This window comes from Pseudomonas sp. GW821-FHT10B02 (assembly GCF_059415665.1).
Genome location: NZ_JBWKNR010000003.1, coordinates 201884 through 222746, shown reverse-complemented (window position 1 = coordinate 222746; position 20863 = coordinate 201884). Strand labels below are relative to the sequence as shown.

At 62.2% G+C, this 20863-nt stretch carries 19 protein-coding genes; 8 read left to right on the top strand and 11 right to left on the bottom strand.

Features of this window, described 5'->3' with window-relative positions:
* Nucleotides 1-142: 142 nt before the first annotated feature.
* On the top strand, nucleotides 143-1042 hold the full coding sequence (locus AC07OF_RS06690) for a TauD/TfdA dioxygenase family protein (RefSeq protein WP_476446586.1): 900 nt from the start codon (nucleotides 143-145) through the stop codon (nucleotides 1040-1042).
* A 38-nt stretch (nucleotides 1043-1080) separates the two neighbouring features.
* On the opposite strand, the gene AC07OF_RS06685 is transcribed toward AC07OF_RS06690, so the two are convergent.
* The 4 genes from AC07OF_RS06685 to AC07OF_RS06670 form a co-directional block, all read right to left on the bottom strand.
* The gene (locus tag AC07OF_RS06685) at nucleotides 1081-2334 is read right to left on the bottom strand and encodes an OprD family porin (RefSeq protein WP_038607468.1); all 1254 of its coding nucleotides are present in this window, start codon (nucleotides 2332-2334) and stop codon (nucleotides 1081-1083) included.
* 317 nt (nucleotides 2335-2651) lie between these two features.
* A complete protein-coding gene (locus AC07OF_RS06680) occupies nucleotides 2652-4106 on the bottom strand; it encodes an AdeC/AdeK/OprM family multidrug efflux complex outer membrane factor (protein WP_157191305.1) in 1455 nt (484 codons plus the stop codon).
* The gene (locus AC07OF_RS06675) at nucleotides 4103-7258 is read right to left on the bottom strand and encodes an efflux RND transporter permease subunit (RefSeq protein WP_476446589.1); all 3156 of its coding nucleotides are present in this window, start codon (nucleotides 7256-7258) and stop codon (nucleotides 4103-4105) included. The genes AC07OF_RS06680 and AC07OF_RS06675 overlap by 4 nt, the downstream gene beginning before the upstream one ends.
* A 3-nt stretch (nucleotides 7259-7261) precedes the next feature.
* Nucleotides 7262-8413 carry an efflux RND transporter periplasmic adaptor subunit gene (locus tag AC07OF_RS06670; protein WP_157191307.1) on the bottom strand — a complete coding sequence of 384 codons (1152 nt, stop codon included), beginning with the start codon at nucleotides 8411-8413 and terminating at the stop codon, nucleotides 7262-7264.
* 261 nt (nucleotides 8414-8674) lie between these two features.
* Here AC07OF_RS06670 and AC07OF_RS06665 point away from each other — a divergent pair, with 261 nt between their 5' ends.
* A complete protein-coding gene (locus tag AC07OF_RS06665; RefSeq protein ID WP_038607479.1) occupies nucleotides 8675-9307 on the top strand; it encodes a TetR family transcriptional regulator in 633 nt (210 codons plus the stop codon).
* 50 nt (nucleotides 9308-9357) lie between these two features.
* Here AC07OF_RS06665 and AC07OF_RS06660 read toward each other — a convergent pair whose 3' ends face one another.
* From AC07OF_RS06660 to AC07OF_RS06650, 3 genes are all read right to left on the bottom strand, one after another.
* Complete coding sequence (locus tag AC07OF_RS06660; RefSeq protein ID WP_269769840.1) at nucleotides 9358-10770, bottom strand: MDR family MFS transporter; 1413 nt, start codon at nucleotides 10768-10770, stop codon at nucleotides 9358-9360.
* A 176-nt stretch (nucleotides 10771-10946) separates the two neighbouring features.
* Nucleotides 10947-11120: a hypothetical protein gene (locus AC07OF_RS06655; protein WP_191830973.1), complete on the bottom strand. Its 174-nt coding sequence runs from the start codon at nucleotides 11118-11120 to the stop codon at nucleotides 10947-10949.
* 72 nt (nucleotides 11121-11192) lie between these two features.
* Nucleotides 11193-12101: a LysR family transcriptional regulator gene (locus tag AC07OF_RS06650; protein ID WP_191830972.1), complete on the bottom strand. Its 909-nt coding sequence runs from the start codon at nucleotides 12099-12101 to the stop codon at nucleotides 11193-11195.
* Nucleotides 12102-12206: 105 nt separating this feature from the next.
* Here AC07OF_RS06650 and AC07OF_RS06645 point away from each other — a divergent pair, with 105 nt between their 5' ends.
* Nucleotides 12207-13091 (top strand): MBL fold metallo-hydrolase, encoded by an 885-nt coding sequence (locus AC07OF_RS06645; protein ID WP_476446591.1) that lies wholly within the window; start codon nucleotides 12207-12209, stop codon nucleotides 13089-13091.
* 30 nt (nucleotides 13092-13121) lie between these two features.
* Nucleotides 13122-13736 (top strand): NAD(P)-dependent oxidoreductase, encoded by a 615-nt coding sequence (locus AC07OF_RS06640; RefSeq protein ID WP_157191310.1) that lies wholly within the window; start codon nucleotides 13122-13124, stop codon nucleotides 13734-13736.
* Between the two features lie 36 nt (nucleotides 13737-13772).
* On the opposite strand, the gene AC07OF_RS06635 is transcribed toward AC07OF_RS06640, so the two are convergent.
* Nucleotides 13773-14663: a LysR substrate-binding domain-containing protein gene (locus AC07OF_RS06635; protein ID WP_157191311.1), complete on the bottom strand. Its 891-nt coding sequence runs from the start codon at nucleotides 14661-14663 to the stop codon at nucleotides 13773-13775.
* Nucleotides 14664-14777: 114 nt separating this feature from the next.
* On the opposite strand from AC07OF_RS06635, the gene AC07OF_RS06630 reads away from it, so the two are divergent.
* A complete protein-coding gene (locus AC07OF_RS06630; RefSeq protein WP_495072684.1) occupies nucleotides 14778-16415 on the top strand; it encodes a 5-guanidino-2-oxopentanoate decarboxylase in 1638 nt (545 codons plus the stop codon).
* Nucleotides 16412-17851 (top strand): aldehyde dehydrogenase family protein, encoded by a 1440-nt coding sequence (locus AC07OF_RS06625; protein WP_157191313.1) that lies wholly within the window; start codon nucleotides 16412-16414, stop codon nucleotides 17849-17851. Before AC07OF_RS06630 ends, AC07OF_RS06625 begins: the two co-directional genes overlap by 4 nt.
* A 66-nt stretch (nucleotides 17852-17917) precedes the next feature.
* Here the strand turns inward: AC07OF_RS06625 and AC07OF_RS06620 are convergent, their stop codons facing one another.
* Entirely contained in the window at nucleotides 17918-18826 is a 909-nt protein-coding gene (locus tag AC07OF_RS06620) for an AraC family transcriptional regulator (RefSeq protein ID WP_495072683.1), read from the bottom strand.
* 202 nt (nucleotides 18827-19028) lie between these two features.
* On the opposite strand from AC07OF_RS06620, the gene AC07OF_RS06615 reads away from it, so the two are divergent.
* Both AC07OF_RS06615 and AC07OF_RS06610 read left to right on the top strand, forming a co-directional pair.
* The gene (locus tag AC07OF_RS06615; protein ID WP_461530652.1) at nucleotides 19029-19337 is read left to right on the top strand and encodes an antibiotic biosynthesis monooxygenase family protein; all 309 of its coding nucleotides are present in this window, start codon (nucleotides 19029-19031) and stop codon (nucleotides 19335-19337) included.
* A 38-nt stretch (nucleotides 19338-19375) separates the two neighbouring features.
* On the top strand, nucleotides 19376-19606 hold the full coding sequence (locus tag AC07OF_RS06610) for a hypothetical protein (protein WP_495072682.1): 231 nt from the start codon (nucleotides 19376-19378) through the stop codon (nucleotides 19604-19606).
* 1 nt (nucleotide 19607) lies between these two features.
* On the opposite strand, the gene AC07OF_RS06605 is transcribed toward AC07OF_RS06610, so the two are convergent.
* A complete protein-coding gene (locus AC07OF_RS06605) occupies nucleotides 19608-20219 on the bottom strand; it encodes a flavin reductase family protein (RefSeq protein ID WP_342624369.1) in 612 nt (203 codons plus the stop codon).
* Nucleotides 20220-20332: 113 nt separating this feature from the next.
* Nucleotides 20333-20659 (bottom strand): hypothetical protein, encoded by a 327-nt coding sequence (locus AC07OF_RS06600; RefSeq protein ID WP_191830963.1) that lies wholly within the window; start codon nucleotides 20657-20659, stop codon nucleotides 20333-20335.
* Between the last annotated feature and the right edge of the window lie 204 nt (nucleotides 20660-20863).

Here is a 20863-nt window from a genome sequence, read left to right as displayed (position 1 = left end):
CCGTCACGAAGGCTCAGGTTTTAAATGCAAGCTCTTATTCCGTCAATGAAGCATTTGAATATCTGTTAGAGCTTATTTGCATATAGATAGCGCAAGTGATTCATCGGCATTTTTCCTAGAGCAGCCAGATGAGGGTCATACCATGAGCAATGCCGCACACGCCGTAGCGCCCGTCAGCCACGTGCTGGACATCCACCCGGTGGCCGGACGCATCGGTGCCGAGATTCGCGGGGTGCAACTGAGCGCCGACCTTGAACCCGCCGTGATCGAGGCCATCCAGGCCGCCCTGGTGGAGCACAAGGTGATCTTTTTCCGCGCTCAGCATCACCTTGACGATCAGGGCCAGGAAGCCTTCGCGCACTTGCTGGGTGAACCGATTGCCCACCCCACGGTGCCAGTGCGTGAGGGCACGCGCTTCCTGCTGGAGCTGGACGGCGAGCGCCGGGCCAACTCCTGGCACACCGATGTGACCTTCGTCGATGCCTACCCCAAGGCCTCGATCCTGCGCTCGGTGGTCGCTCCGGCGTCGGGTGGCGACACGGTCTGGGCCAACACCGCAACCGCCTACCAGGACCTCTCGGCCGAACTACAGGCCCTGGCTGACCAGCTCTGGGCGGTGCATAGCAACGAGTACGACTATGCGGCGGCCAAGCCGAATGTCACGGCCGAGCAGCAGGAAAACTACCGCCGCATCTTCACCTCGACGGTGTACGAAACCGAGCATCCGCTGGTGCGTGTGCACCCGGTCAGCGGTGAGAAGACCTTGCTCCTCGGCCACTTCGTCAAACGCTTGAAGGGCTATTCGCTGTTTGATTCCACGCACCTGTTCAACTTGCTGCAGAGCCACGTCACGCGCCTGGAAAACACCGTGCGCTGGCGCTGGCAGGCGGGTGATGTGGCGATCTGGGATAACCGTGCGACCCAGCATTATGCGGTGGACGACTACGGCACCCAGGAGCGCGTGGTGCGTCGGGTGACCTTGCAAGGGGATGTCCCGGTCGGTGTTAGCGGGCAGCGCAGCCGGACCGTTCGCGGGGTGTGAAGCTGATCGCGGGGCAAGTCGGCCTGCCCCGCGATCATTCAGAGAATACTGATCGGGTAGCTGATGATCAGACGGTTCTCGTCAAAGGCATTGGTGCTGTAGTCGCGACGCATGGTCGAGTTGCGCCATTTGAACGACAGGTTCTTCAGGCTGCCCGACTGGATCACATAGGCCAGTTCCGATTCCCGGGCCCACTCCTTGCCGTCGCTGACGGTTGCGGTGTGGACGTTGTCACCGCTGATGTAGCGGTTCATCAAGGTCAGGCCAGGAATGCCGACACCGGCAAAGTTGAAGTCGTGACGCAGCTGCCAGGAGCGCTCTTTGGCGTTGTCGAAGCTGGAGTTGTAGCTGTCGTTGGCCAGGGTGCCGCCGCTGGTGCCGTTGACCCGCATCCAGCCATCGTCGCCGCTGACTTTCTGCAAGCCGACATAGAACGTGCTGCTGCCGTACCGGGCCGAGAGCAGGGCCGAGGCGGTGCGGTTGTCCAGCTCGCCGGCCCGCTCAGCGCCGTCTTCCTTGCCGATGAAATAACCAAGGTTGGCGCCCAGGGTCCAGTCGCCCAGAGGCTGACTGTGGACCAGGTTGATGTACTGCTGGTTGTAGATGTCCTTGAGTTCGGCATTCCACAGGCCGATCAGGGTGCGCTTGTCGTTGAAGCTGTATTCGCCCCCGGCAAAGTTGAAACGGTCGGAAGTGAAGGCCGCTTTGCCGTTCATCGACATGTCGTCCATGCTCGCATCGTTGCGCGGGCTGTTGGCGCGGAACTGGCCGCCATACAGGGTCAGACCGGCGATTTCCTGTGAGGTGATCTGCCCGCCGCGGAAGGTCTGCGGCAGCGAGCGGCCATCGTCCGAACGCAGGATCGGCAATACCGGCATCCACTCGCCGACTTTCAGTTCGGTGTTCGACACCTTGGCCTTGAGCGCCACGCCCAGGCGGCCAAAGTCGTCGGCCGGGCGTCCATCGTCATGCACCGGCAACAGGTGCGTACCGGTCGTGCCCTTGCCGCCATCGAGCTTGACCGAATACAGGCCGAGCACATCGACACCGAAGCCGACGATGCCTTGAGTGAACCCGGAGCGGGCGTCGAGGATGAAACTCTGGGTCCATTCCTCAGCCTTGCCTTGCGGGTTGGCCGGGTCGACGAAGTTGCGGTTGATGTAGAAGTTGCGCAGGTTGAGGTTGACCTTGGCATCTTCGGCAAAGCCGCTTTCGGCCGCCAGGGCCGGGAGTGCGCAAGTCATGGCCAGCAGGCCGGGTAGCAGATGTCGTGCGGGTGCGGGTGTGCTCATGAGATGTGTCTCTTGTTTTTATTCAAGCCGAAGCCATCCGCTGCGAGGTTTTTGAGTCGCAGGCCGGGCAACAGTCTTTGGGGTGTGCTTTGGAAAAGCTGCGATGGGATGGTGCGGCGGCGGGAGGGGGTGAATCAATTCGTTACAGGCGGTATTGGGCGGTAATCGAACGTTAACTGATTGGTTAAATAATTATCGCGGGGCAAGCCCGCTCCCACAGTGAGAGGTGATTTTCGGTGGGAGCGGGCTTGCCCCGCGATAAGGACCGGCACAAAAAAGCCCACCGCAAGGGTGGGCTCCTGAAGCACAAACCAGACTCAGCCTTTCGACGACTCGGCCGCCGCCTGCTGCTGCGCCTGACCGGTCTGCTCGTACCAGCCGCCACCGAGGGCCTTGTACAGGTTGACCTCGCTGACCAGCTGCGACAGGCGGTCAGTGATCAACGACTGCTGGCTGTTGAACAACTGACGCTGGGCGTCGAGGAAGGTCAGGTTGCTGTCGACACCGATACGGTAGCGACGCTCGGCCAGACGGTAGTAGTCCTGGTTGGCAGAAACCAGATCACGCTGGGCTTGCAACTGCTCGTTGAAGGTCTTGCGCGCGGCGAGGCCATCGGAGACTTCCTGGAAGGCGGTCTGGATGGTTTTCTCGTACTTGGCGACGTTGATGTCCTTCTGGATCTTCGAGTAGTCGAGGCTGGCACGCAGGGCGCCGGCGTTGAAGATCGGCAGGTTGATCTGTGGCTGGAACAACCAGGTGCCAGAACCGCCCTTGAACAGTCCACCCATGTCCGGGCTGATAGTACCGGCGTTGGCGGTCAGGCTGATGCTCGGGAAGAACGCTGCCCGGGCGGCGCCGATGTTGGCGTTGGCGGCCTTGAGCAGGTGTTCGGCTTCCTGGATATCCGGACGCCGGTGCAGCACGTCGGACGGCAGGCCCGCAGGTACTTCGGCCAGCAAGTCGCTGTCGAGGTCCTTGGCCGCTGGCAGGTTGTCCGGCACACCGGTGCCGAGCAGTACCGCCAGGCTGTTCTGGTCCTGGGCAACCAGGCGCTGGTACTGGGCCAGCTTGACCCGGGCGCCTTCTACCGAGGTCCGTGCCTGGCTCAGGTCCAGGGCCGAAGCCACACCCACTTCGTTGCTGCGCAAGGTCAACGCGTAGCTTTGCTCGTAGGTCTTGAGGGTGTCTTCGGTCAGCTTGAGCAGGTCCTGGTCGGCCTGCCAGGTGAAGTAGGCGTTGGCCACACTCGCCACCAGGGCGATCTGGGTCGAGCGCCGGGCTTCTTCGCTGGACAGGTAGATTTCCAGTTGTTGCTCGGTGAGGCTGCGCACGCGACCGAACAGGTCGAGTTCATAGGCGCTCACCCCGAGGGTTGCCGAGTACTGGCTGGTGATCTCGGCATCGCCGGTCTGCGACAGGTTACCTGGCAGCCGTTGGCGGCTGCCATTGCCATTGGCGCTGACCGCCGGGAACAGATCGGCCCGCTGGATGCGGTACTGCGCCCGGTAGGCATCGATGTTCAAGGCCGCGACCTTGAGGTCGCGGTTGTTGACCAGCGCGGTCTGGATCAGTTGCTGCAGCGCCGGGTCCTGGAAGAACTGACGCCAGCCTTGCTCGGCGGCGGCCACATTCGCCGACTCGGTCGGCGAATAGGCAGGGCCTTGCGGCCACTGCGCGGCCACCGGTGCGTCCGGGGTCTGGTAGTCAGGGATCAGCGAGCAGCCGCCAAGAATGAAAGCGGTGACCGCCAGGGACAACAGGGACTTACTCATTGCCCGCCCTCATAGCGTGGGGTTTCAGGGGTGGCGTCTTTTTCTTCAGTCTTCTTGCTACTGAACAGCGACGACACGCTAACGAAGAACAGCGGTACCCAGAAGATCGCCAGCACGGTGGCCGTCAACATCCCGCCGATTACCCCGGTACCGATGGCGTGCTGGCTGCCCGAGCCTGCACCGGTGGAGATAGCCAACGGTACCACGCCGAGAATGAACGCCAGCGAGGTCATGATGATTGGCCGCAGACGCATGCGGCAAGCCTCGATGGAGGCATCGATCAGGCTGCGGCCCTGCTCGTGCAGTTCCTTGGCGAATTCGACGATCAGGATCGCGTTCTTCGCCGCCAGGCCAATGGTGGTCAACAGGCCCACCTGGAAGTACACGTCGTTGGACAGGCCGCGCAGGCTGGTGGCCAGCAGCGCACCGATGATCCCCAACGGCACCACGAGCATGACCGCGATCGGGATCGACCAGCTTTCATACAGGGCCGCCAGACACAGGAACACCATCAGCAGCGACAGGGCGTACAGCGCAGGCGCCTGGGAGCCCGACAGGCGCTCCTCGTACGACAGGCCGGTCCAGGAGTAGCCGATACCTTTAGGCAACTGTGCGGCGATGCGCTCGACTTCGAGCATGGCTTCACCGGTACTGTAGCCAGGGGCTGGCGCACCGAGAATTTCCATCGCTTCGACGCCGTTGTAACGCGCCAGCTTCGGTGCACCGTAGATCCACTCACCGGTGGCGAAGGAGGAGAACGGCACCATCTCGCCCACGGCGTTGCGTACGTACCACTTCTGCAGGTCTTCCGGGCTCATGCGCGAAGCGGATTCACCCTGGATATACACCTTCTTGACTCGACCGCGGTCGATGAAGTCGTTGACGTAGCTGGCACCCAGGGCAATCGACAGGGTGTTGTTGATGTCGGCGATGGTTACGCCCAAGGCACTGGCGCGCTCGTCGTCGACGGTCAGCTGGTACTGCGGTTCATCGTTCAGACCGTTCGGACGCACAGCCGAGAGGATCTTGCTCTGCGCGGCCATACCGAGGAACTGGTTACGTGCTTCCATCAGCTTCTCGTGACCGACACCGGCACGGTCTTGCAGGAACACGTCGAAACCGGTGGCGTTACCCAGTTCCAGTACCGCAGGCGGGGCAAAGGCGAACACCATCGCGTCACGGAAGGTGAAGAAGTGCTGCTGGGCGCGAGCCGCCAGGTTGAACACGTTGTTCTCGGCGGAACGTTCTTCCCATGGCTTGAGCATGATGAAGGCCATACCCGAGCTCTGGCCGCGACCGGCGAAGTTGAAGCCGTTGACGGTGAACACCGAGGCAACGGTATCGGCTTCCTTGTCCAGCAGGTAGCTGCGCATATCGTCGATCACCACCTGGGTCCGTTCGGCACTGGAGCCGGCCGGGGTCTGCACCTGGGCGAAGAGTACGCCCTGGTCTTCCTCGGGGAGGAAGGCGGTGGGGATGCGCATGAACAGCCAGATCATGCCGACCATGATCAACAGGTAGGCCAGCAGGTACGGCGCCTTGTTGCGCAGGATGTTGCCCACGCCACGCTCGTAGCTCTGCACGCTGCGGTCGAAGTTGCGGTTGAACCAGCCGAAGAAGCCGCGCTTGGCAACGTGATGTTCACCCTTGGCGACCGGCTTGAGCATGGTCGCGCACAGCGCCGGGGTGAAAATCAGGGCAACCAGTACCGACAGCGCCATGGCCGAAACGATGGTGATCGAGAACTGCTTGTAGATCACCCCGGTGGAGCCACCGAAGAACGCCATTGGCAGCAGTACCGCCGAGAGCACCATGGCGATACCGACCAGCGCGCCCTGGATCTGGCCCATGGACTTCTTGGTGGCTTCCTTGGGTGACAGGCCCTCTTCGGACATCACCCGTTCGACGTTTTCCACCACAACGATGGCATCGTCCACCAATAGACCGATGGCCAGCACCATACCGAACATGGTCAGGGTGTTGATGCTGAAGCCCGCTGCGGCGAGGATGCCGAAGGTGCCGAGCAATACCACCGGAACAGTCATGGTGGTGATGATGGTGGCGCGGAAGTTCTGCAGGAACAGGTACATCACCAGGAACACCAGCACGATCGCTTCGATCAGGGTGTGGATTACCCCGCTGATCGATTCGGTCACTACTGGCGTGGTGTCATACGGGAATACCGCCTTCATGCCTTCCGGGAAGAATGGCTCAAGCTCGGCGATGGTCTTGCGCAGTGCCTTGGCGGTATCCAGGGCGTTGGCGCCGGTCGCCAGTTTGACCGCCAGACCGGAAGCCGGTTTGCCGTTGAACTGGGCGCTGACGGCATAGTTCTCGCCGCCAAGGCCGACGGTGGCAACATCGCTCAGACGGACTTGCGAGCCGTCACGGTTGACCTTGAGCAGGATCTTCTCGAATTGCTCGGCGGTCTGCAGACGGGTCTTGCCGATGATCGTGGCATTGAGCTGGGTACCGGGCAGGGCCGGCAGGCCGCCGAGCTGACCGGAGGAAACCTGGACGTTCTGCGCCGCGACGGCGGTGCGCACGTCGACCGGGGTCAACTGGTACTTGTTCAGCTTGGCCGGATCGAGCCAGATACGCATCGCATACTGGGCACCGAACACCTGGAAGTCACCGACACCGGCGGTCCGCGAGATCGGGTCCTGCATGTTGGAGACGATGTAGTTGGCCAAGTCATCCTTGGACATGCTGCCATCTTCCGATACCAGGCCGATCACCAACAGGAAGTTCTTCACTGCCTTGGTTACACGGATACCCTGTTGCTGCACTTCTTGCGGCAGCAGCGGGGTGGCCAGGTTGAGCTTGTTCTGCACCTGGACCTGGGCGGTGTCGGAGTTGGTCCCCTGCTCGAAGGTCGCGGTGATGGTCATGGTGCCGTCGGAGTTACTTTCCGACGAGACATAACGCAGGTTGTCGATACCGTTGAGCTGTTGCTCGATAACCTGGACCACGGTGTCCTGCACGGTTTGCGCCGAGGCGCCCGGGTAGGTCACAGAGATCGCAACGGCCGGTGGCGCGATGCTCGGGTACTGGTTGATCGGCAATTTGAGGATCGACAAAGCGCCGACCAACATGATCACCAAGGCGATCACCCAGGCAAAGATCGGGCGATCGATAAAGAATCTCGACATGGTTTACTCCCCTTTGGCCCCTGCAGTCGTTGCATTGGCCTGGGTTGGCTGAGCAGGCTTGACGTTGGTGGCTTCGCTGACCTTGACCTCGATGCCCGGCTGGACGAACTGCAGGCCCTCGGTGATCACGCGGTCGCCGGCGTTCAGGCCTTCTTCGATCAGCCATTCACTACCGACGGTACGGCTGGCCTTGAGCTGGCGCAGTTCGACCTTGTTGTCCTTGTTGACCACCAGTGCCGTTGGCTGGCCTTTGAGGTCGCGGGTAACCCCTTGCTGTGGCGCGAGGATCGCCTGGGCGTTGACCCCGGCTTTCAGGCGCGCATGCACGAACATGCCCGGCAGCAGGTTGTGGTCAGGGTTCGGGAATACCGCGCGCAGGGTCACGGAGCCGGTGGTCGGGTCAACCGAGACTTCGGAGAACTCCAGACGACCTTCCTGGCGATAGGTGCTGCCGTCTTCCAGGGTCAGGGTGACCTTGGCGGCATTGTCGCCGACCTTCTGCAGCTGGCCGCTTTCCAGCTCGCGGCGCAGCTTGAGCAGCTCGGCCGAAGACTGGGTGACGTCGACGTAGATCGGGTCGAGCTGCTGGATCACCGCCATGGCGTCGGCCTGGCCATTGTTGACCAGCGCGCCTTCGGTGACCGAAGAACGACCGATACGGCCGCTCAGCGGGGCCAGGACCTTGGTGTAACGCAGGTCGATCTGGGCGCTGCGCAGTGCAGCTTCAGCCTGCAAACGTTTGGCTTGCGCGTCGTCGTATTCCTGGCGGCTGACCGCTTGCTCGGCGACCAGCTGCTTGTAGCGCTCGGACAGCGAACGGGTCGACTGCAGGTTGGCCTGGGCGCTGGCCAGGGTCGCTTCGTACACCGAAGGATCGATCTGGTACAGCTGCTGACCTTCCTTGACCTCGGTGCCTTCTTTGAACAGGCGCTTGAGAATGATGCCATTGACCTGTGGGCGGACCTCGGCGATGCGGTAGGCGGTGGTACGCCCCGGCAGGTCGGAGGTCAGGGTATAGGCCTGGGTTTGCAGGGTAACGACGCCGACCTGAGGAGCATGCGCAACAGGCGCAGCCTCTTCCTTTTTACAGCCGCTGAGCAGTGTTGCCAGGGCGACGGCGGATACCAGAGCGGTAACAGCTGGCTTGAATTGCATGAAGATCCTCGGGTCGCAAGAGCTGAAGACGCTCAAGAATAAATGGAAAGGGTGCGAATAGAAAAAATGTTGTCGAGTGGATAAATAGCTTGCTAAGGAATATACTTACATTCATGGTTGTTTGTAAATAGTTTGCAGACGAAGCCCCAGGCCGCCGCAAGCCTTGAATTTAAACATCCGGTAACAGCCTGTCAGAGGTTGATCCGGCCCAGCCCCCAGGTGCCTGAACGTGCACCCGGGTTTTGATGAGGTCGTACTGCCATGGTCCGTCGAACCAAAGAAGAAGCCCAGGAAACCCGCGCACAGATTCTCGAAGCTGCGGAAAAGGCCTTCTACAAGCGCGGGGTTGCGCGTACCACCCTGGCGGATATCGCCAAGCTGGCGGGGGTTACCCGCGGCGCCATCTATTGGCACTTCAACGACAAGGCCGAGCTGGTCGAGGCCATGCTGGAAAGCTTGCACGAGCCGCTGGATGCCCTGGCCCGGGCCAGTGAAAGCGAAGATGAGCTTGATCCGCTCGGCTGCATGCGCAAGCTGCTGGTCCAGTTGATGCACCAGATGGTGCTTGACCCGAAAACCCGGCGAATCAACGAAATTCTGCATCACAAGTGTGAATTCACCGATGACATGTGCGAGATCCGCCAACAGCGGCAAACCTCGACGTTTGAGTGTCATGCCCATATCGCGCTGTCGCTGGGCAATGCAGTCAGGCGCGGGCAACTGCCCGCCGATGTAGATCCCGAGCGTGCGGCGCTGGCGATCTATGCCTATATAGACGGCCTGATCCGTCGCTGGCTGCTACTACCGGAGAGCTTCGATCTGTTGGCTGAAGCCGAACTGTGGATCGATACCGGGCTGGATATGCTGCGCTTGAGCCCAGCCTTGCGCAAATGAGACTTTGTGAAGGTTTGTGATGAATTGTTTCCGCAACCTTCGTAAACATCCTACATACGGCCGCGCAGTTGCCTATCCGGTAAGGCCAGCGCGGCTGTCAGTCCGAACAGCGACACCATAGCACTGCCAAGCAACAGATGGCGGAAGGTCCTCAGTAATTCGGCCTGCACCTGCACACTCGGCTCCCCGGCCTGAAGGCTGCCCAGCAAGGCATCGCCCGCCAGACGCAGACCGCCATCCTGCAACATCGCCAGCAATAGCGCCGACATGCAGGCGACGCCCATGGCGCCGCCGAGCGAGCGGAACAGGTTGCTGGTGCTGGTGGCCACGCCGATATCGCGCGGCTCCACCGCACTCTGACTGGCGACCAGCGAAGTGGGAAACTGCAGGCCCGAGGCAATCCCGGTCAACACCATGAACAGGCCACTGAGCCAGACTGACTGCGGCGCGGTGAAGGCCATGCCGACGATGGCAAACGGCATCAGCAGCGCACCGCCGAGGATCTGCGGTTTGTAGCGGCCGGTGAAACTGGTCAGGCGGCCACCGCAGTAGGCACCGATCGGCAGGCCGATGGCCAGCGGCAGCAAGTGCAGGGCGGCGCTGTCAGCACCTGCGCCGGTAATGCTCTGGTAGCGCAGCGGCATCAGCATGGTCAGGGAGATGGCCTGGAAGCTGGTAAAGAACAGGGTGCACCAGCACAGCGTGGCGACTCGATTGCTGAACAGCTTGAGGGGCAGCAACGGCTCCGCCACACGGCGTTCATGGACAACGAAAACCAGCAACCCAGCCAGCGCGCAGAGCAGCAGGGCAGCAACCTCGGAAGCGTACCAGGCGTGTCCCTGGCCGATCAGGGTGATGCCCAGCAACAGGCTGCTCAGACCGAAAATCAACAGCGCGGCGCCAATATAGTCGACCTGGGCCTGACGTTGCGGCACCACCAGGGTTCGCAGGGCGCGCCGGGTCACCCACCAGGCGGTCAGTCCCAGCGGCAGGTTCAGCCAGAACACCCAGCGCCACGACAGGTACTCGGTGAGGTAGCCGCCGAGCACCGGGCCGATCACGCTGGCCAGGGCGTACATGCTGCTGAAGTAACCCTGGTAGCGCCCGCGTTCGCGTGGCGGGACGAAGTCACCGATGATCGCCTGGCTGACCGACACCATGCCGCCCGCGCCGATGCCCTGCAGCACCCGGGCCAGGACCAGTTGTTCCATGTTCTGTGCCAGGGCGCAGAAAAGCGAAGCCAGGGTGAACAGCGCGGTGCCGGTGAGGATCATCCGGCGCCTGCCGTACAGGTCGCCCAGTTTGCCGTAGATCGGCACGGCCACGGTCATTGCCACCATGTAGCCGGAGATCACCCAGGCCAGCAGGCCAACATCATTGAACTGGGCGGAAATCGCCGGCATCGACACGGCGACGATGGTCTGGTCCAGAGCACCGAGGAAGATCGCCAGCATCAGCGCCATCAGTACGCTGCGCAGGACCGGTTGCGGAGTGTTGAGTTGGGTCACGGGCCAGCTCGAAGGGCAGGGTTATTCCGCAGGCATGTGCTGCGAAAACAGGTGCTGGCCAGTGTACTCGATAGCTTGCTAAGCGTCTGCTCCAATCCGCGCGCCAGCGGGATTGGCTGCCTGGCTGAAGTTTATTTAAGGGCGTTCAGGGTGGCGGTGTGCGGGACGCAATGGGCCAGGCTGCAACTGGCGGCCGAATACGGTTGATTGCGGATCTGTTCGACCCGGTAGGCGGCTGCGGCATAAAGCCCGACGACAGCTGCGATGGCACAGACAACGGCGCATTTTCTGGATTTGAGGCCCATGCTGCTCACCTCTTTCTAGCTGCACACAAGTGCTATTTAAAGCATAGGCCAGCTCTGCCCGGGTTGCCCGCGCTAGCGCAGGTCGCGGTCCCATTCCGGCTCGGCAGTAAAGCGTTCGGTGAGGAAGTCGAGCATGCTGCGCAAGGTCGCCGGCATGTGCTTGCGCGAGGTATAGACAGCATTGAGGTCGAGTTCGCGAGGTTTGGCCTGCGGTAACAGGCGCAGCAGCTCGCCGCTGTGCAGCGCAGGGGCCGCCTGGTAGGTCGGCAGCATGGCGATGCCGGCACCGGCCAGCGCTGCACGTTGCAGGGTCATCGCCTCATTGGCGCTGATATTGCCCTGCACCGGCACCGAAACGCTTTCGCCCTCGACCTCGAAGTGCCAGAGGCTGCGGCCGAAATAGGAGTGGGTCAGGCAGTTGTGCCGCGCCAGGTCCTGGACCTGCAACGGCGTCGGGTGTTCGCGCAGGTAAGCGGGGGAGGCGCAGATCACCGAGCGGCACACGGTCAGGCGGCGGGCGATGAGGTTGGGGTCCAGATCGTTGCTGGTGCGGATGGCCAGGTCGATGCGTTCATCCACCAGGTTGACGGTGCGATCGAGCATCTGCAGATCGATCTTCACCCCCGGATAGCGTTTGACGTAGTCGGCCATGGCATCCATCAGCTGGGCCTGGCCGAACGAGGTGCTGACGCTGATCCGCAGCTCACCCCGTGGCGCCTCGTCCGGTGCACTGACGGCCGCCTGAATGTCACCGGCGAGCTCCAGCATCTGTCGACAGCGCGGCAGGGTTTCCTGGCCGGCGGCGGTCAGGCTCAGACGCCGCGTGGTGCGCTGCATCAAGCGCGCACCCACCCAGTCTTCCAGTTCAGCCAGATAGCGGGACACCACCGGGCGCGAGAGGTCCAGGTGATCGGCGGCGGCCGACTGGCTGCCCAGGTCGACCACACTGACGAAGACCCGCATTGCTGTCAGACGATCCATGATTTGCCCGCTTTCAGAAACAAACTATGTTCCAGCATCGCATTTTTTGCATTGGTTCGTGCAACTAAGCTGTTGCTCATTGCCACCCTCACAGGAATTGCCTTGATGCGTCGTTCTTTCTCCTTGCGCGGTTTGTTGCTGGCCGTTGCCACTCTCGGTGTCCTGGCCCAGGCGCAGGCCGCCGAGCAGCCGTTGCAGCTGGATGTCTACAACCCGGGTACCGAAGCGCTGTTTCCGGTCAGTTCGGTGATTGTCAGCGGCAAGCACGACGCCATTCTGGTCGATGCCCAGTTCGGCAAAGCCCAGGCCGAGCAGGTGCTGGCGAAACTGCGTGCCAGCGGTAAGCAGCTGACCACCATCTATATCAGTCATGGTGACCCGGATTACTACTTTGGCCTGCAGACCCTGACCGACGCCTATCCACAGGCCAAGGTGCTCGCTTCCGCGGCGACGGTCGCTCATATCAAGCAGACCATGGACGCCAAGCTGGCGTACTGGGGGCCGCAGATGGGCACCGACAAGCCGGGCAAACTGGTGGTCCCGCAGGTGCTCGCAGGCAATCAGCTGACCCTCGAAGGCCAGCGCCTGGAAGTCCTTGGTCTTGATGGCCCGCAGGCGGATCGCAGTTTTGTCTGGATTCCCTCGATCAAGGCGGTGGTCGGCGGTGTGGTGGTCGCGGACAACCTGCATGTGTGGATGGCCGACACCCAGACGGCGCAATCACACAAGGACTGGCTTACCACCCTCAAGCGTATCGAACTGCTCAAGCCGCAGGTCGTGGTGCCGGGTCATTACCTGGGCCAGCCCGGCGAGTCGCTGGCAGCGGTGCGCTTTACTGCCGACTACATCCGCGCTTTCGATGAGGAAACCGCCAAGGCTGGTAATGCCGCCGAATTGATCGCGGCGATGAAAAAGCGCTACCCGGACCTGGGCGAAGAGAGCTCGCTGGAGCTCAGTGCCAAGGTCGCCAAGGGCGAGATGAAGTGGTAAGTGACATTCAATCCTGACTGGAGGTTTTTCATGAGCAAGATCGCAATCATCGGGGCAACCGGGCGTGCCGGCAGCCAGTTGCTGGAAGAAGCGCTGCGTCGTGGCCACAGCGTTACCGCTATCGCCCGCAACCCGGCCAAGCTGCAGGGGCGCGAAGGCGTGACCAGCGTGGCACTGGATGTCAGTGATGCTGCAGCCCTGGAGCATGCGCTGAAGGGGCATGACGTGGTGCTCAGCGCGGCGCATTTTTCCAGCATCAAACCGCAGGCCATCATCGAGCCGGTGAAGAAAGCTGGGGTCAAGCGTCTGCTGGTGGTGGGCGGGGCGGGTAGCCTGCTGCTGCCGTCGGGGCACAAGGTGATCGACAGTCCGGACTTTCCCGAAGCGTACAAGGCCGAAGCCACTGCTGGCGGGCATTACCTCGATACCCTGCGTCAGGAAAAGGAGCTGGACTGGACCTTCCTGTCACCCTCGGCCGAGTTTGTTGAAGGGGCACGGACCGGTAGCTACAAGACCGGCAAGGATCACCTGCTGATCGGTGCCGACGGCAAGAGCTGGATCAGCTTTGCCGACTACGCCATTGCCATGCTCGATGAAGTGGAAAAACCTGCCCACTCGCGTCAGCGTTTTACCGTCGGTTACTGAGCGGTGGGAGCGGGCTTGCCCCGCGATTGGGCCTGTTCAGTCACATCGCATCGCGGGGCAAGCCCGCTCCCACAGCCAGTTGAGCAGTTCCTGCAAGGTTGATGAAGCTGAACCTTGCGGCCAGACCAGGTAATACGCCTGACCGGTGCTGACCTTGAGTGGGAAGGGTGTTACCAGCCGTCCGCAACTGAGGTCATCACCGATCAGCGACCAATCGCCGATCGCCACCCCGGTACCCTGGGAGGCCATCGACATGGCCATGTCCAGGGTTTCGAAATGCTGGCCTTTGCCTTGCCGGGGAAGGCTGGCACCCGCTGCACTGAGCCAGGTGTTCCAGTCGTGCTGGTCGCGGGTCGGGTGCAGCAGCATGTGTTGCTCCAGATCCGCCAGTTGCTGCAAGGGCAGCGGGCCCGCCAGCAATTGCGGCGCACACACCGGTGTCAGCTGTTCATCGAACAGTTTGAGTTTCTGCAGACCATGGTTGGGGGCGGCACCATATACCACCGCCGCATCAAACACTTCGCGACGAAAATCCACCCCGTGCTGCACCGTAGTGGTCAGCTCCACTGGCACATCCGGGCGCAACGCCTGCCACTCCATCAGCCGTGGCAGCAGCCAGCGCATCACGCAGGTGGGCGCCTTGAGTTGCAACGTGGCGCTGCGCGCACCGACTTGCTGCACACCTTCCTCGATCAGGGCGAACACCTGCTGCACCCGTGGCAGCCAGTCCTGGCCTTCGCGGGTCAGGCTCAAACCACGGGCCTGGCGCAGGAACAGCGGATAACCGAGATGATCCTCGAGGCCGGCAATCTGCCGACTGACCGCACCCTGGGTAATGTGCAGCAGCTGCGCCGCGCGGGTGAAGTTGCAGCACTGGGCGGTGACCAGAAAAGTATGCAGGGCGGGCAGCGGCGGCAGGCGTTTCATCGGGCGTCAGCCATGATCTGTGGACATGGCTAGTATGAGCTTTTTTGCATTGTGCCGGTAGCGGGGCGGCGGTCCAATAAAGCCTGTTTTCAGCACAATAACAGGCAGACGAACATGGCAACTTGCGGTGAAGTACTGGTCAAACTCCTTGAAGGCTACGGCGTCGATCATGTCTTCGGGATTCCCGGCGTGCATACCGTCGAGCTCTACCGCGGGCTGGCGCGTTCCTCTATCCGGCATATCACCCCACGTCACGAGCAGGGCGCAGGTTTCATGGCTGATGGCTATGCGCGTACCCGTGGCAAGCCGGGCGTCTGCTTCATCATCACCGGCCCAGGGATGACCAACATCACCACCGCGATGGGCCAGGCCTATGCCGACTCGATCCCGATGCTGGTGATCTCCAGTGTGCAGTCGCGCAATCAGCTCGGTGGCGGGCGCGGCAAGCTGCATGAACTGCCGGCCCAGGGCAGCCTGGTGGCCGGGGTGGCGGCGTTCTCTCATACCCTGATGACTGCCGATGACTTGCCGATGGTCCTGGCCCGCGCATTCGCCGTATTCGATGGCGCGCGGCCACGTCCAGTGCATATCGAGATTCCGCTGGATGTCTTGGTTGAAGACGCCGATCACCTGCTGGCCAGTGCCCCTGTACGCATTGCCCGTGCTGGCGCTGCCCCGGCACCCGTAGCGCAAATGGCCGCGCTGCTGGCCAGCGCCCGGCGTCCGCTGATTCTCGCCGGTGGTGGAGCGATTGATGCCAGTGCCGTGCTGACCCGCCTGGCCGAGTACCTGCAGGCCCCGGTGGCGCTGACCATCAACGCCAAAGGCGTGCTGCCTGCCAGCCATGCGTTGCAGATCGGTTCGACCCAGTCGCTGGTGGCGACCCGTGAGCTGGTCGCCGAAGCCGACGTGGTGCTGGCGATCGGTACCGAGCTTGCCGAAACCGACTATGACGTAACCTTCAAAGGTGGCTTCGAGATTCCAGGGCGTTTGCTGCGCATCGATATCGACCCGGACCAGACCGTGCGCAACTATCCGCCAGAGATCGCCCTGGTGGCCGACGCCACGGTGGCGACCGAAGCCCTGCTGGTGGCCCTGGCCGAACAGCCTGCGCCGGTACGCGCTGCCGAATGGGGTGTGAGCCGCGCCGCACGCTTGCGTGAGCGGCTGCTGGCCGACTGGGATCTGCCGATGCACAGCCAGACGCGCATGCTCAAGACCCTGCTTGAGACCTTGCCGAATGCGGTATTGGTCGGCGATTCGACGCAACCGGTATACACCGGCAACCTGACCCTGGACATGGATCAGCCGCGGCGCTGGTTCAATGCCTCCACCGGTTACGGCACCCTCGGTTACGCCTTGCCTGCGGCCATGGGCGCCTGGTTGGGCAGCGCCGAAGCGATTGAAGACCGCGCACCGGTGATCTGCCTGATCGGTGACGGTGGCCTGCAGTTCACCCTGCCGGAACTGGCCAGCGCTACCGAGGCGCAGGTGCCGCTGATCGTCCTGCTGTGGAACAACCAGGGTTACGAGGAAATCAAGAAGTACATGGTCAACCGTGCCATCGAGCCGGTGGGCGTGGACATCCACACCCCGGACTTCATCGGGGTGGCCAAGGCCCTGGGTTGTGCCGCCCAGGCTGTAGGTGATGTCGAGCAATTGCGTGAGGCGCTGCGCCAGGCGTGTGACCGCAAGGGGCCGAGCCTGATCGAAATCGACCAGAATCGCTGGATGCAGGCGGTGCCAGCATGATGAAACTTCCTGGCGTCTACATTGCAGGTGTCTGGCAGCACGGTCCGCAAGCACTGACGGTGATCAACCCGAGTAACGAGCAGCAACTGGCGGAAGTGGCAGGTGGCGACGGGGCGGCGGTAGAGCGCGCGACCCAGGCGGCGCGGGCTGCATTCGCGGGCTGGTCGAGCAGCACCGGTGCCGAGCGTGCATCAGTACTGCGGGCGATTGCCGAGGGGGTCGAGGCGCGTCGCGAGCGCCTGGTCTTCCTGCAGGCCAGCAACAACGGCAAGCCGCTCGCCGAAGCGCAAATGGACGTGGACGATGTCATCGCCACCTTCCGCTATTACGCCGAACTTGCCGATCAGCTGGATGCCGGGCAGGACTGCCCGGTGGCACTGCCCAGTGACGATTTCGTCGCGCGGCTGCGGCGTGAGCCGTGTGGCGTGGTCGGGCTGATCGTGCCGTGGAATTTCCCTATGGTCACCACCGCATGGAAACTGGCGCCAGCATTGGCCGCCGGCTGCTGTGTGGTGCTCAAGCCTTCGGAAGTGACGCCGCTGGCGGAGCTGGAGCTGGCCTGCGTGATCGCCGAGGCCGGATTGCCGGAAGGTGTATTCAACCTGGTCTGCGGGACCGGAATTGCAGTAGGCGCCGCCCTGGCAGCCGATCCACGTATCGCCAAGGTGTCCTTCACCGGCAGCAATGCGGTGGGCGTGCAGGTCATGCAGCGGGCGGCGGAAACCGTCAAAGGCGTGAGCCTGGAGCTGGGCGGCAAATCGTCTTTGCTGGTACTGGAAGCGGCAGACCTGGAACTGGCTGTGGAACTGGCTTGTATGGGCGGGTTCTTCAATGCCGGGCAGATGTGTTCGGCTACCAGCCGGGTGCTGGTTGCCGAAGCCTTGTATCCGGACTTTATCGCGCGGTTGAAGACCCGGGCCGAGGCGATCCGCGTCGGCGATCCGTTTGCCGGCGACAATGAAATGGGCGCCCTGGTCAACCAGGCGCAGTACCAGCGTGTACGCAAGCACATCGCGGCGGGCCTGGAAGCTGGCGCGCGACTGCTGTGCGGTGGTGAGCGGCCAATACAGTTGCCATGCGGGTATTTCATCAGCCCCACGGTATTCACCGACGTACCGCTGGACAGTGCGTTGTGGCGTGAGGAAATCTTTGGCCCGGTGCTTTGCGTGCGGCCGGTGGCCAGCGAAGCGCAAGCCGTGGCGCTGGCCAATGACAGCGAGTTCGGTCTGGTGGCCAGTGTGGTCAGTAGCGACCTGAGCGCCGCCGAGCGCGTGGCCAACGCCCTTGAGGCCGGGCTGGTGTGGATCAATGCACCGCAGGTGATCTTCCCGCAGACGGCCTGGGGTGGTTACAAGCAGAGCAGTATCGGGCGCGAGCTGGGGCCTTGGGGGTTGAGTGCCTTTCAAGAGGTCAAGCATGTAGTCAGGGCGGTGTAGGCCCAATCGCCGCTCCCACAGGCAACTGATGAACCTGTGGGAGCCGGCCTTGCCGGCGATAGCGTTCTAAAGCGCACTACGCAATCGCGCCAGATCCCGCACCGGCGGCGCGCCGTACAGCCGGCTGTACTCCCGGCTGAACTGCGACGGGCTTTCATACCCCACCCGATACCCGGCCACCGCCGCTTCCAGCCCGTCATTGAGCATCAACCGCCGCGCTTCCTGCAGGCGCAGCTGCTTTTGATATTGCAGCGGACTCATGGACGTCACGGCTTTGAACCGATGGTGCAGGGTCGAACTGCTGAGGTTCACTTCCCGAGCCAGATCCTCAATGCGCAGCGGACGGTGGAAGTGCTGGTTGAGCCATTCAATGGCCTGGCAAACCCGGTGGGTCTGGCTGCTGGACATGGCTATTTCATACAGACGATAACCCTGCGGGCCGCGCAGCAAACGGTACAGAATCTCACGCCGAATCAACGGCGCCAGTACGGCGATGTCCTTGGGTGTATCCAGCAGGCGGATCAGGCGCAGCAAGGCATCGAGCAGTAACGGATCGGTGCGTTCGACATACAACCCGCGCCCCGAAGGCAGCGCCGGCACGCCCATGGGCCCGGCCTCGGCGATCAGGTTGTTGATCTGTGCCGGGTCGATGTTCATCCGCACGCCAAGGCTGGGGTTCTCCGGGCTGGCCTCGAGCAGCACACCACTGATCGGCAGGGCGACCGAGAGCACCATGTAGTGCAGCGGGTCATACACGTAGCGTTCATCGCCCAGGCAGATTTCCTTGCTGCCGTGGGCAAGGATGCACAACGCCGGCTGCGCCAGCGCTGGCATGGAACGCACGCTTTCTTCGTATTGCACCAGGTACAGGTCGTCGATGGCCGATTCGACGCTGATGCTGCGCGGGGCGTGACGGCGCACCAGATCAGCCAGCTCCTGGCGCTGTTGTTCCAGGGCGGGGTCGAGGGTAGTCATTGCAGCGCTTCCAGATAGGGACCTGAGCAGCATAGGTTTGTGCAAGCAGCGACGCTAGCCGGATGCTGTCGTCCGCTTGCCTGATCCTGCCGCGCGCAGGATCAGGCAAGCGTGTGACAGGAATGGCCTAACGGCGCGCGCGAGACGTCGCCTAACCTGTGCAACCTGGCAATAACAACTGGCTGCTCTAGGAGAGATGCTCATGACCTCGCCACACTCGGTCACCCACCTTGCTTTTATCCGGGCCAGCAGCGGTCGCTCAGTGGAGCTGGGCGAGCGCTTGCGCCAATTGCTCGAACCGTCGCGGAAGACGCCGGGCTGCCTGCACTTCAACCTGCAGCAGTCCCAAGCCGATGCCGATCTGTGGCTGCTGAGTGGTTTCTGGCGTGATCAGCAGGCGATGAGCGGCTACTTTGCCTCACCCACCCTGGACCTGTTCGGCGAGCTGGTTCAGGCCCAGGTGGTCGCCAGCCTGGACCTGCATACCTTCGGCGAGCCGTCTGCGGGTTAGAATGGCGCTTTCAGGCAATCGATGTGGATTTGAGGCACATGGCACGTAAAGAGTTTTCCCGGTTCGAAGCAGTATCGGCCGCTGTGCGCGGCGAAGAAGGCTACTGCGCGGCGATCGCCGTCAAAGGCCTGGGCGCCGGTGGCGCACCGCGGTTTCACAAAGTGCTCGACGGGCTGACGTTCAAGACCGCCATGGCGGCTGACGAGGCGGCGTGCGCCGAGCTTGAACGCCTGCAGGACGTCAACGACGACGCCGAGCTGGTCTGGTAACTCAGCCGTTGACCTGCGGGCGGGCCATCTTGAACAGATTGCCCAACTCGAAATAATCCGCAGGTCCACCCCCGCGCAGGATCGGCTGTGCGGCAGCGGTGTCGTAGATGCCATCCTTGAGCAGATGCTCGGCAATATGCACCGCCACCACTTCCCCGAGGATCAACCAGCTCGGTACCAGCGCCTGATCGGCGCGCTGCAGCTGGATGATCTGGGTCACCTTGCATTCGAACGACACCGGGCTTTCCTGCACTCGCGGCACGGCGATGACTTTGGACGCTACCGGGGTCAGGCCACTCAAGGCGAATTCATCGACTTCGGCCGGGACCGCTGCACAGCTCTGGTTCATCGCCTCGGCCAGTGGCCGGGTCGCCAGGTTCCAGGCGAACTCGCCGGTTTTCTCGATGTTGTTCAGGCTGTCTTTGCGCCCGACGCTGGAGAAACCGATGATCGGCGGAATGTAGTTGAAGGCATTGAAAAAGCTGTAGGGCGCAAGGTTCAAGCGGCCCTCGGTGTCCTGGGATGAAATCCAGCCGATGGGGCGCGGACCGACGATGGCGTTGAAGGGGTCGTGAGGCAGGCCGTGGCCTTTTGCGGGTTCGTAGTAGTACATCTGCGCTGGCCTTGCGGCCTTCCCTGTGAGTAAGCGCCTAGTGTGCCAAGGCTTTGCCCGGCTGAAAACGATTAAGCCCGGCCGAAGCCGGGCTGACTGCGTCGCATCAGGGATTAGCTGATGCGGTGGGCCTGGGTGCGATCGAAGCCGTCTTCGGCGAATTTGGCACCGCCAGTGCGATCGAAACCGTCTTCAGCGAATTTGGCGCCGCCGGTGCGATCGAAGCCGTCTTCGGCAAATTTGGCGCCGCCGGTGCGATCGAAGCCGTCTTCTGCAAATTTGGCGCCGCCAGTGCGATCAAAACCATCTTCTGCATAAGTCGCCGACTGGGTTTGTACGGCACCGAAGTTGTGGCTGTTGGTACGGTCGAAGCCGTCTTCGGCGAAAGCGTTGGCAGCCAGTACCGAGAAGGCCAGGGTCAGGATCAGTTTGCTTTTCATGGTCGTTGCTCCGGGGTGGTGAGAGGTTGTTTGTTTCTATGGGTTTAATCCTACGCCGATTAAATTGATTAAAAAGCGCAAAAAATAGCGTATATAAATCGAATAAATCGATTTATATGGCGACAGTAAGGGTCTCATCGCCGGCAAGGCCGGCTCCCACAGGGTTTGAGTTGAACCGCAGAATTGTGGGAGCTGGCCTTGCCA

Coding starts and splice junctions, on each gene's coding strand:
- AC07OF_RS06690 (WP_476446586.1), top strand. CDS start 143: ATGAGCAATGCCGCACACGCCGTAGCGCCCGTCAGCCACGTGCTGGAC.
- AC07OF_RS06685 (WP_038607468.1), bottom strand. CDS start 2,334: ATGAGCACACCCGCACCCGCACGACATCTGCTACCCGGCCTGCTGGCC.
- AC07OF_RS06680 (WP_157191305.1), bottom strand. CDS start 4,106: ATGAGTAAGTCCCTGTTGTCCCTGGCGGTCACCGCTTTCATTCTTGGC.
- AC07OF_RS06675 (WP_476446589.1), bottom strand. CDS start 7,258: ATGTCGAGATTCTTTATCGATCGCCCGATCTTTGCCTGGGTGATCGCC.
- AC07OF_RS06670 (WP_157191307.1), bottom strand. CDS start 8,413: ATGCAATTCAAGCCAGCTGTTACCGCTCTGGTATCCGCCGTCGCCCTG.
- AC07OF_RS06665 (WP_038607479.1), top strand. CDS start 8,675: ATGGTCCGTCGAACCAAAGAAGAAGCCCAGGAAACCCGCGCACAGATT.
- AC07OF_RS06660 (WP_269769840.1), bottom strand. CDS start 10,770: ATGGCGCTGATGCTGGCGATCTTCCTCGGTGCTCTGGACCAGACCATC.
- AC07OF_RS06655 (WP_191830973.1), bottom strand. CDS start 11,120: ATGGGCCTCAAATCCAGAAAATGCGCCGTTGTCTGTGCCATCGCAGCT.
- AC07OF_RS06650 (WP_191830972.1), bottom strand. CDS start 12,101: ATGGATCGTCTGACAGCAATGCGGGTCTTCGTCAGTGTGGTCGACCTG.
- AC07OF_RS06645 (WP_476446591.1), top strand. CDS start 12,207: ATGCGTCGTTCTTTCTCCTTGCGCGGTTTGTTGCTGGCCGTTGCCACT.
- AC07OF_RS06640 (WP_157191310.1), top strand. CDS start 13,122: ATGAGCAAGATCGCAATCATCGGGGCAACCGGGCGTGCCGGCAGCCAG.
- AC07OF_RS06635 (WP_157191311.1), bottom strand. CDS start 14,663: ATGAAACGCCTGCCGCCGCTGCCCGCCCTGCATACTTTTCTGGTCACC.
- AC07OF_RS06630 (WP_495072684.1), top strand. CDS start 14,778: ATGGCAACTTGCGGTGAAGTACTGGTCAAACTCCTTGAAGGCTACGGC.
- AC07OF_RS06625 (WP_157191313.1), top strand. CDS start 16,412: ATGATGAAACTTCCTGGCGTCTACATTGCAGGTGTCTGGCAGCACGGT.
- AC07OF_RS06620 (WP_495072683.1), bottom strand. CDS start 18,826: ATGACTACCCTCGACCCCGCCCTGGAACAACAGCGCCAGGAGCTGGCT.
- AC07OF_RS06615 (WP_461530652.1), top strand. CDS start 19,029: ATGACCTCGCCACACTCGGTCACCCACCTTGCTTTTATCCGGGCCAGC.
- AC07OF_RS06610 (WP_495072682.1), top strand. CDS start 19,376: ATGGCACGTAAAGAGTTTTCCCGGTTCGAAGCAGTATCGGCCGCTGTG.
- AC07OF_RS06605 (WP_342624369.1), bottom strand. CDS start 20,219: ATGTACTACTACGAACCCGCAAAAGGCCACGGCCTGCCTCACGACCCC.
- AC07OF_RS06600 (WP_191830963.1), bottom strand. CDS start 20,659: ATGAAAAGCAAACTGATCCTGACCCTGGCCTTCTCGGTACTGGCTGCC.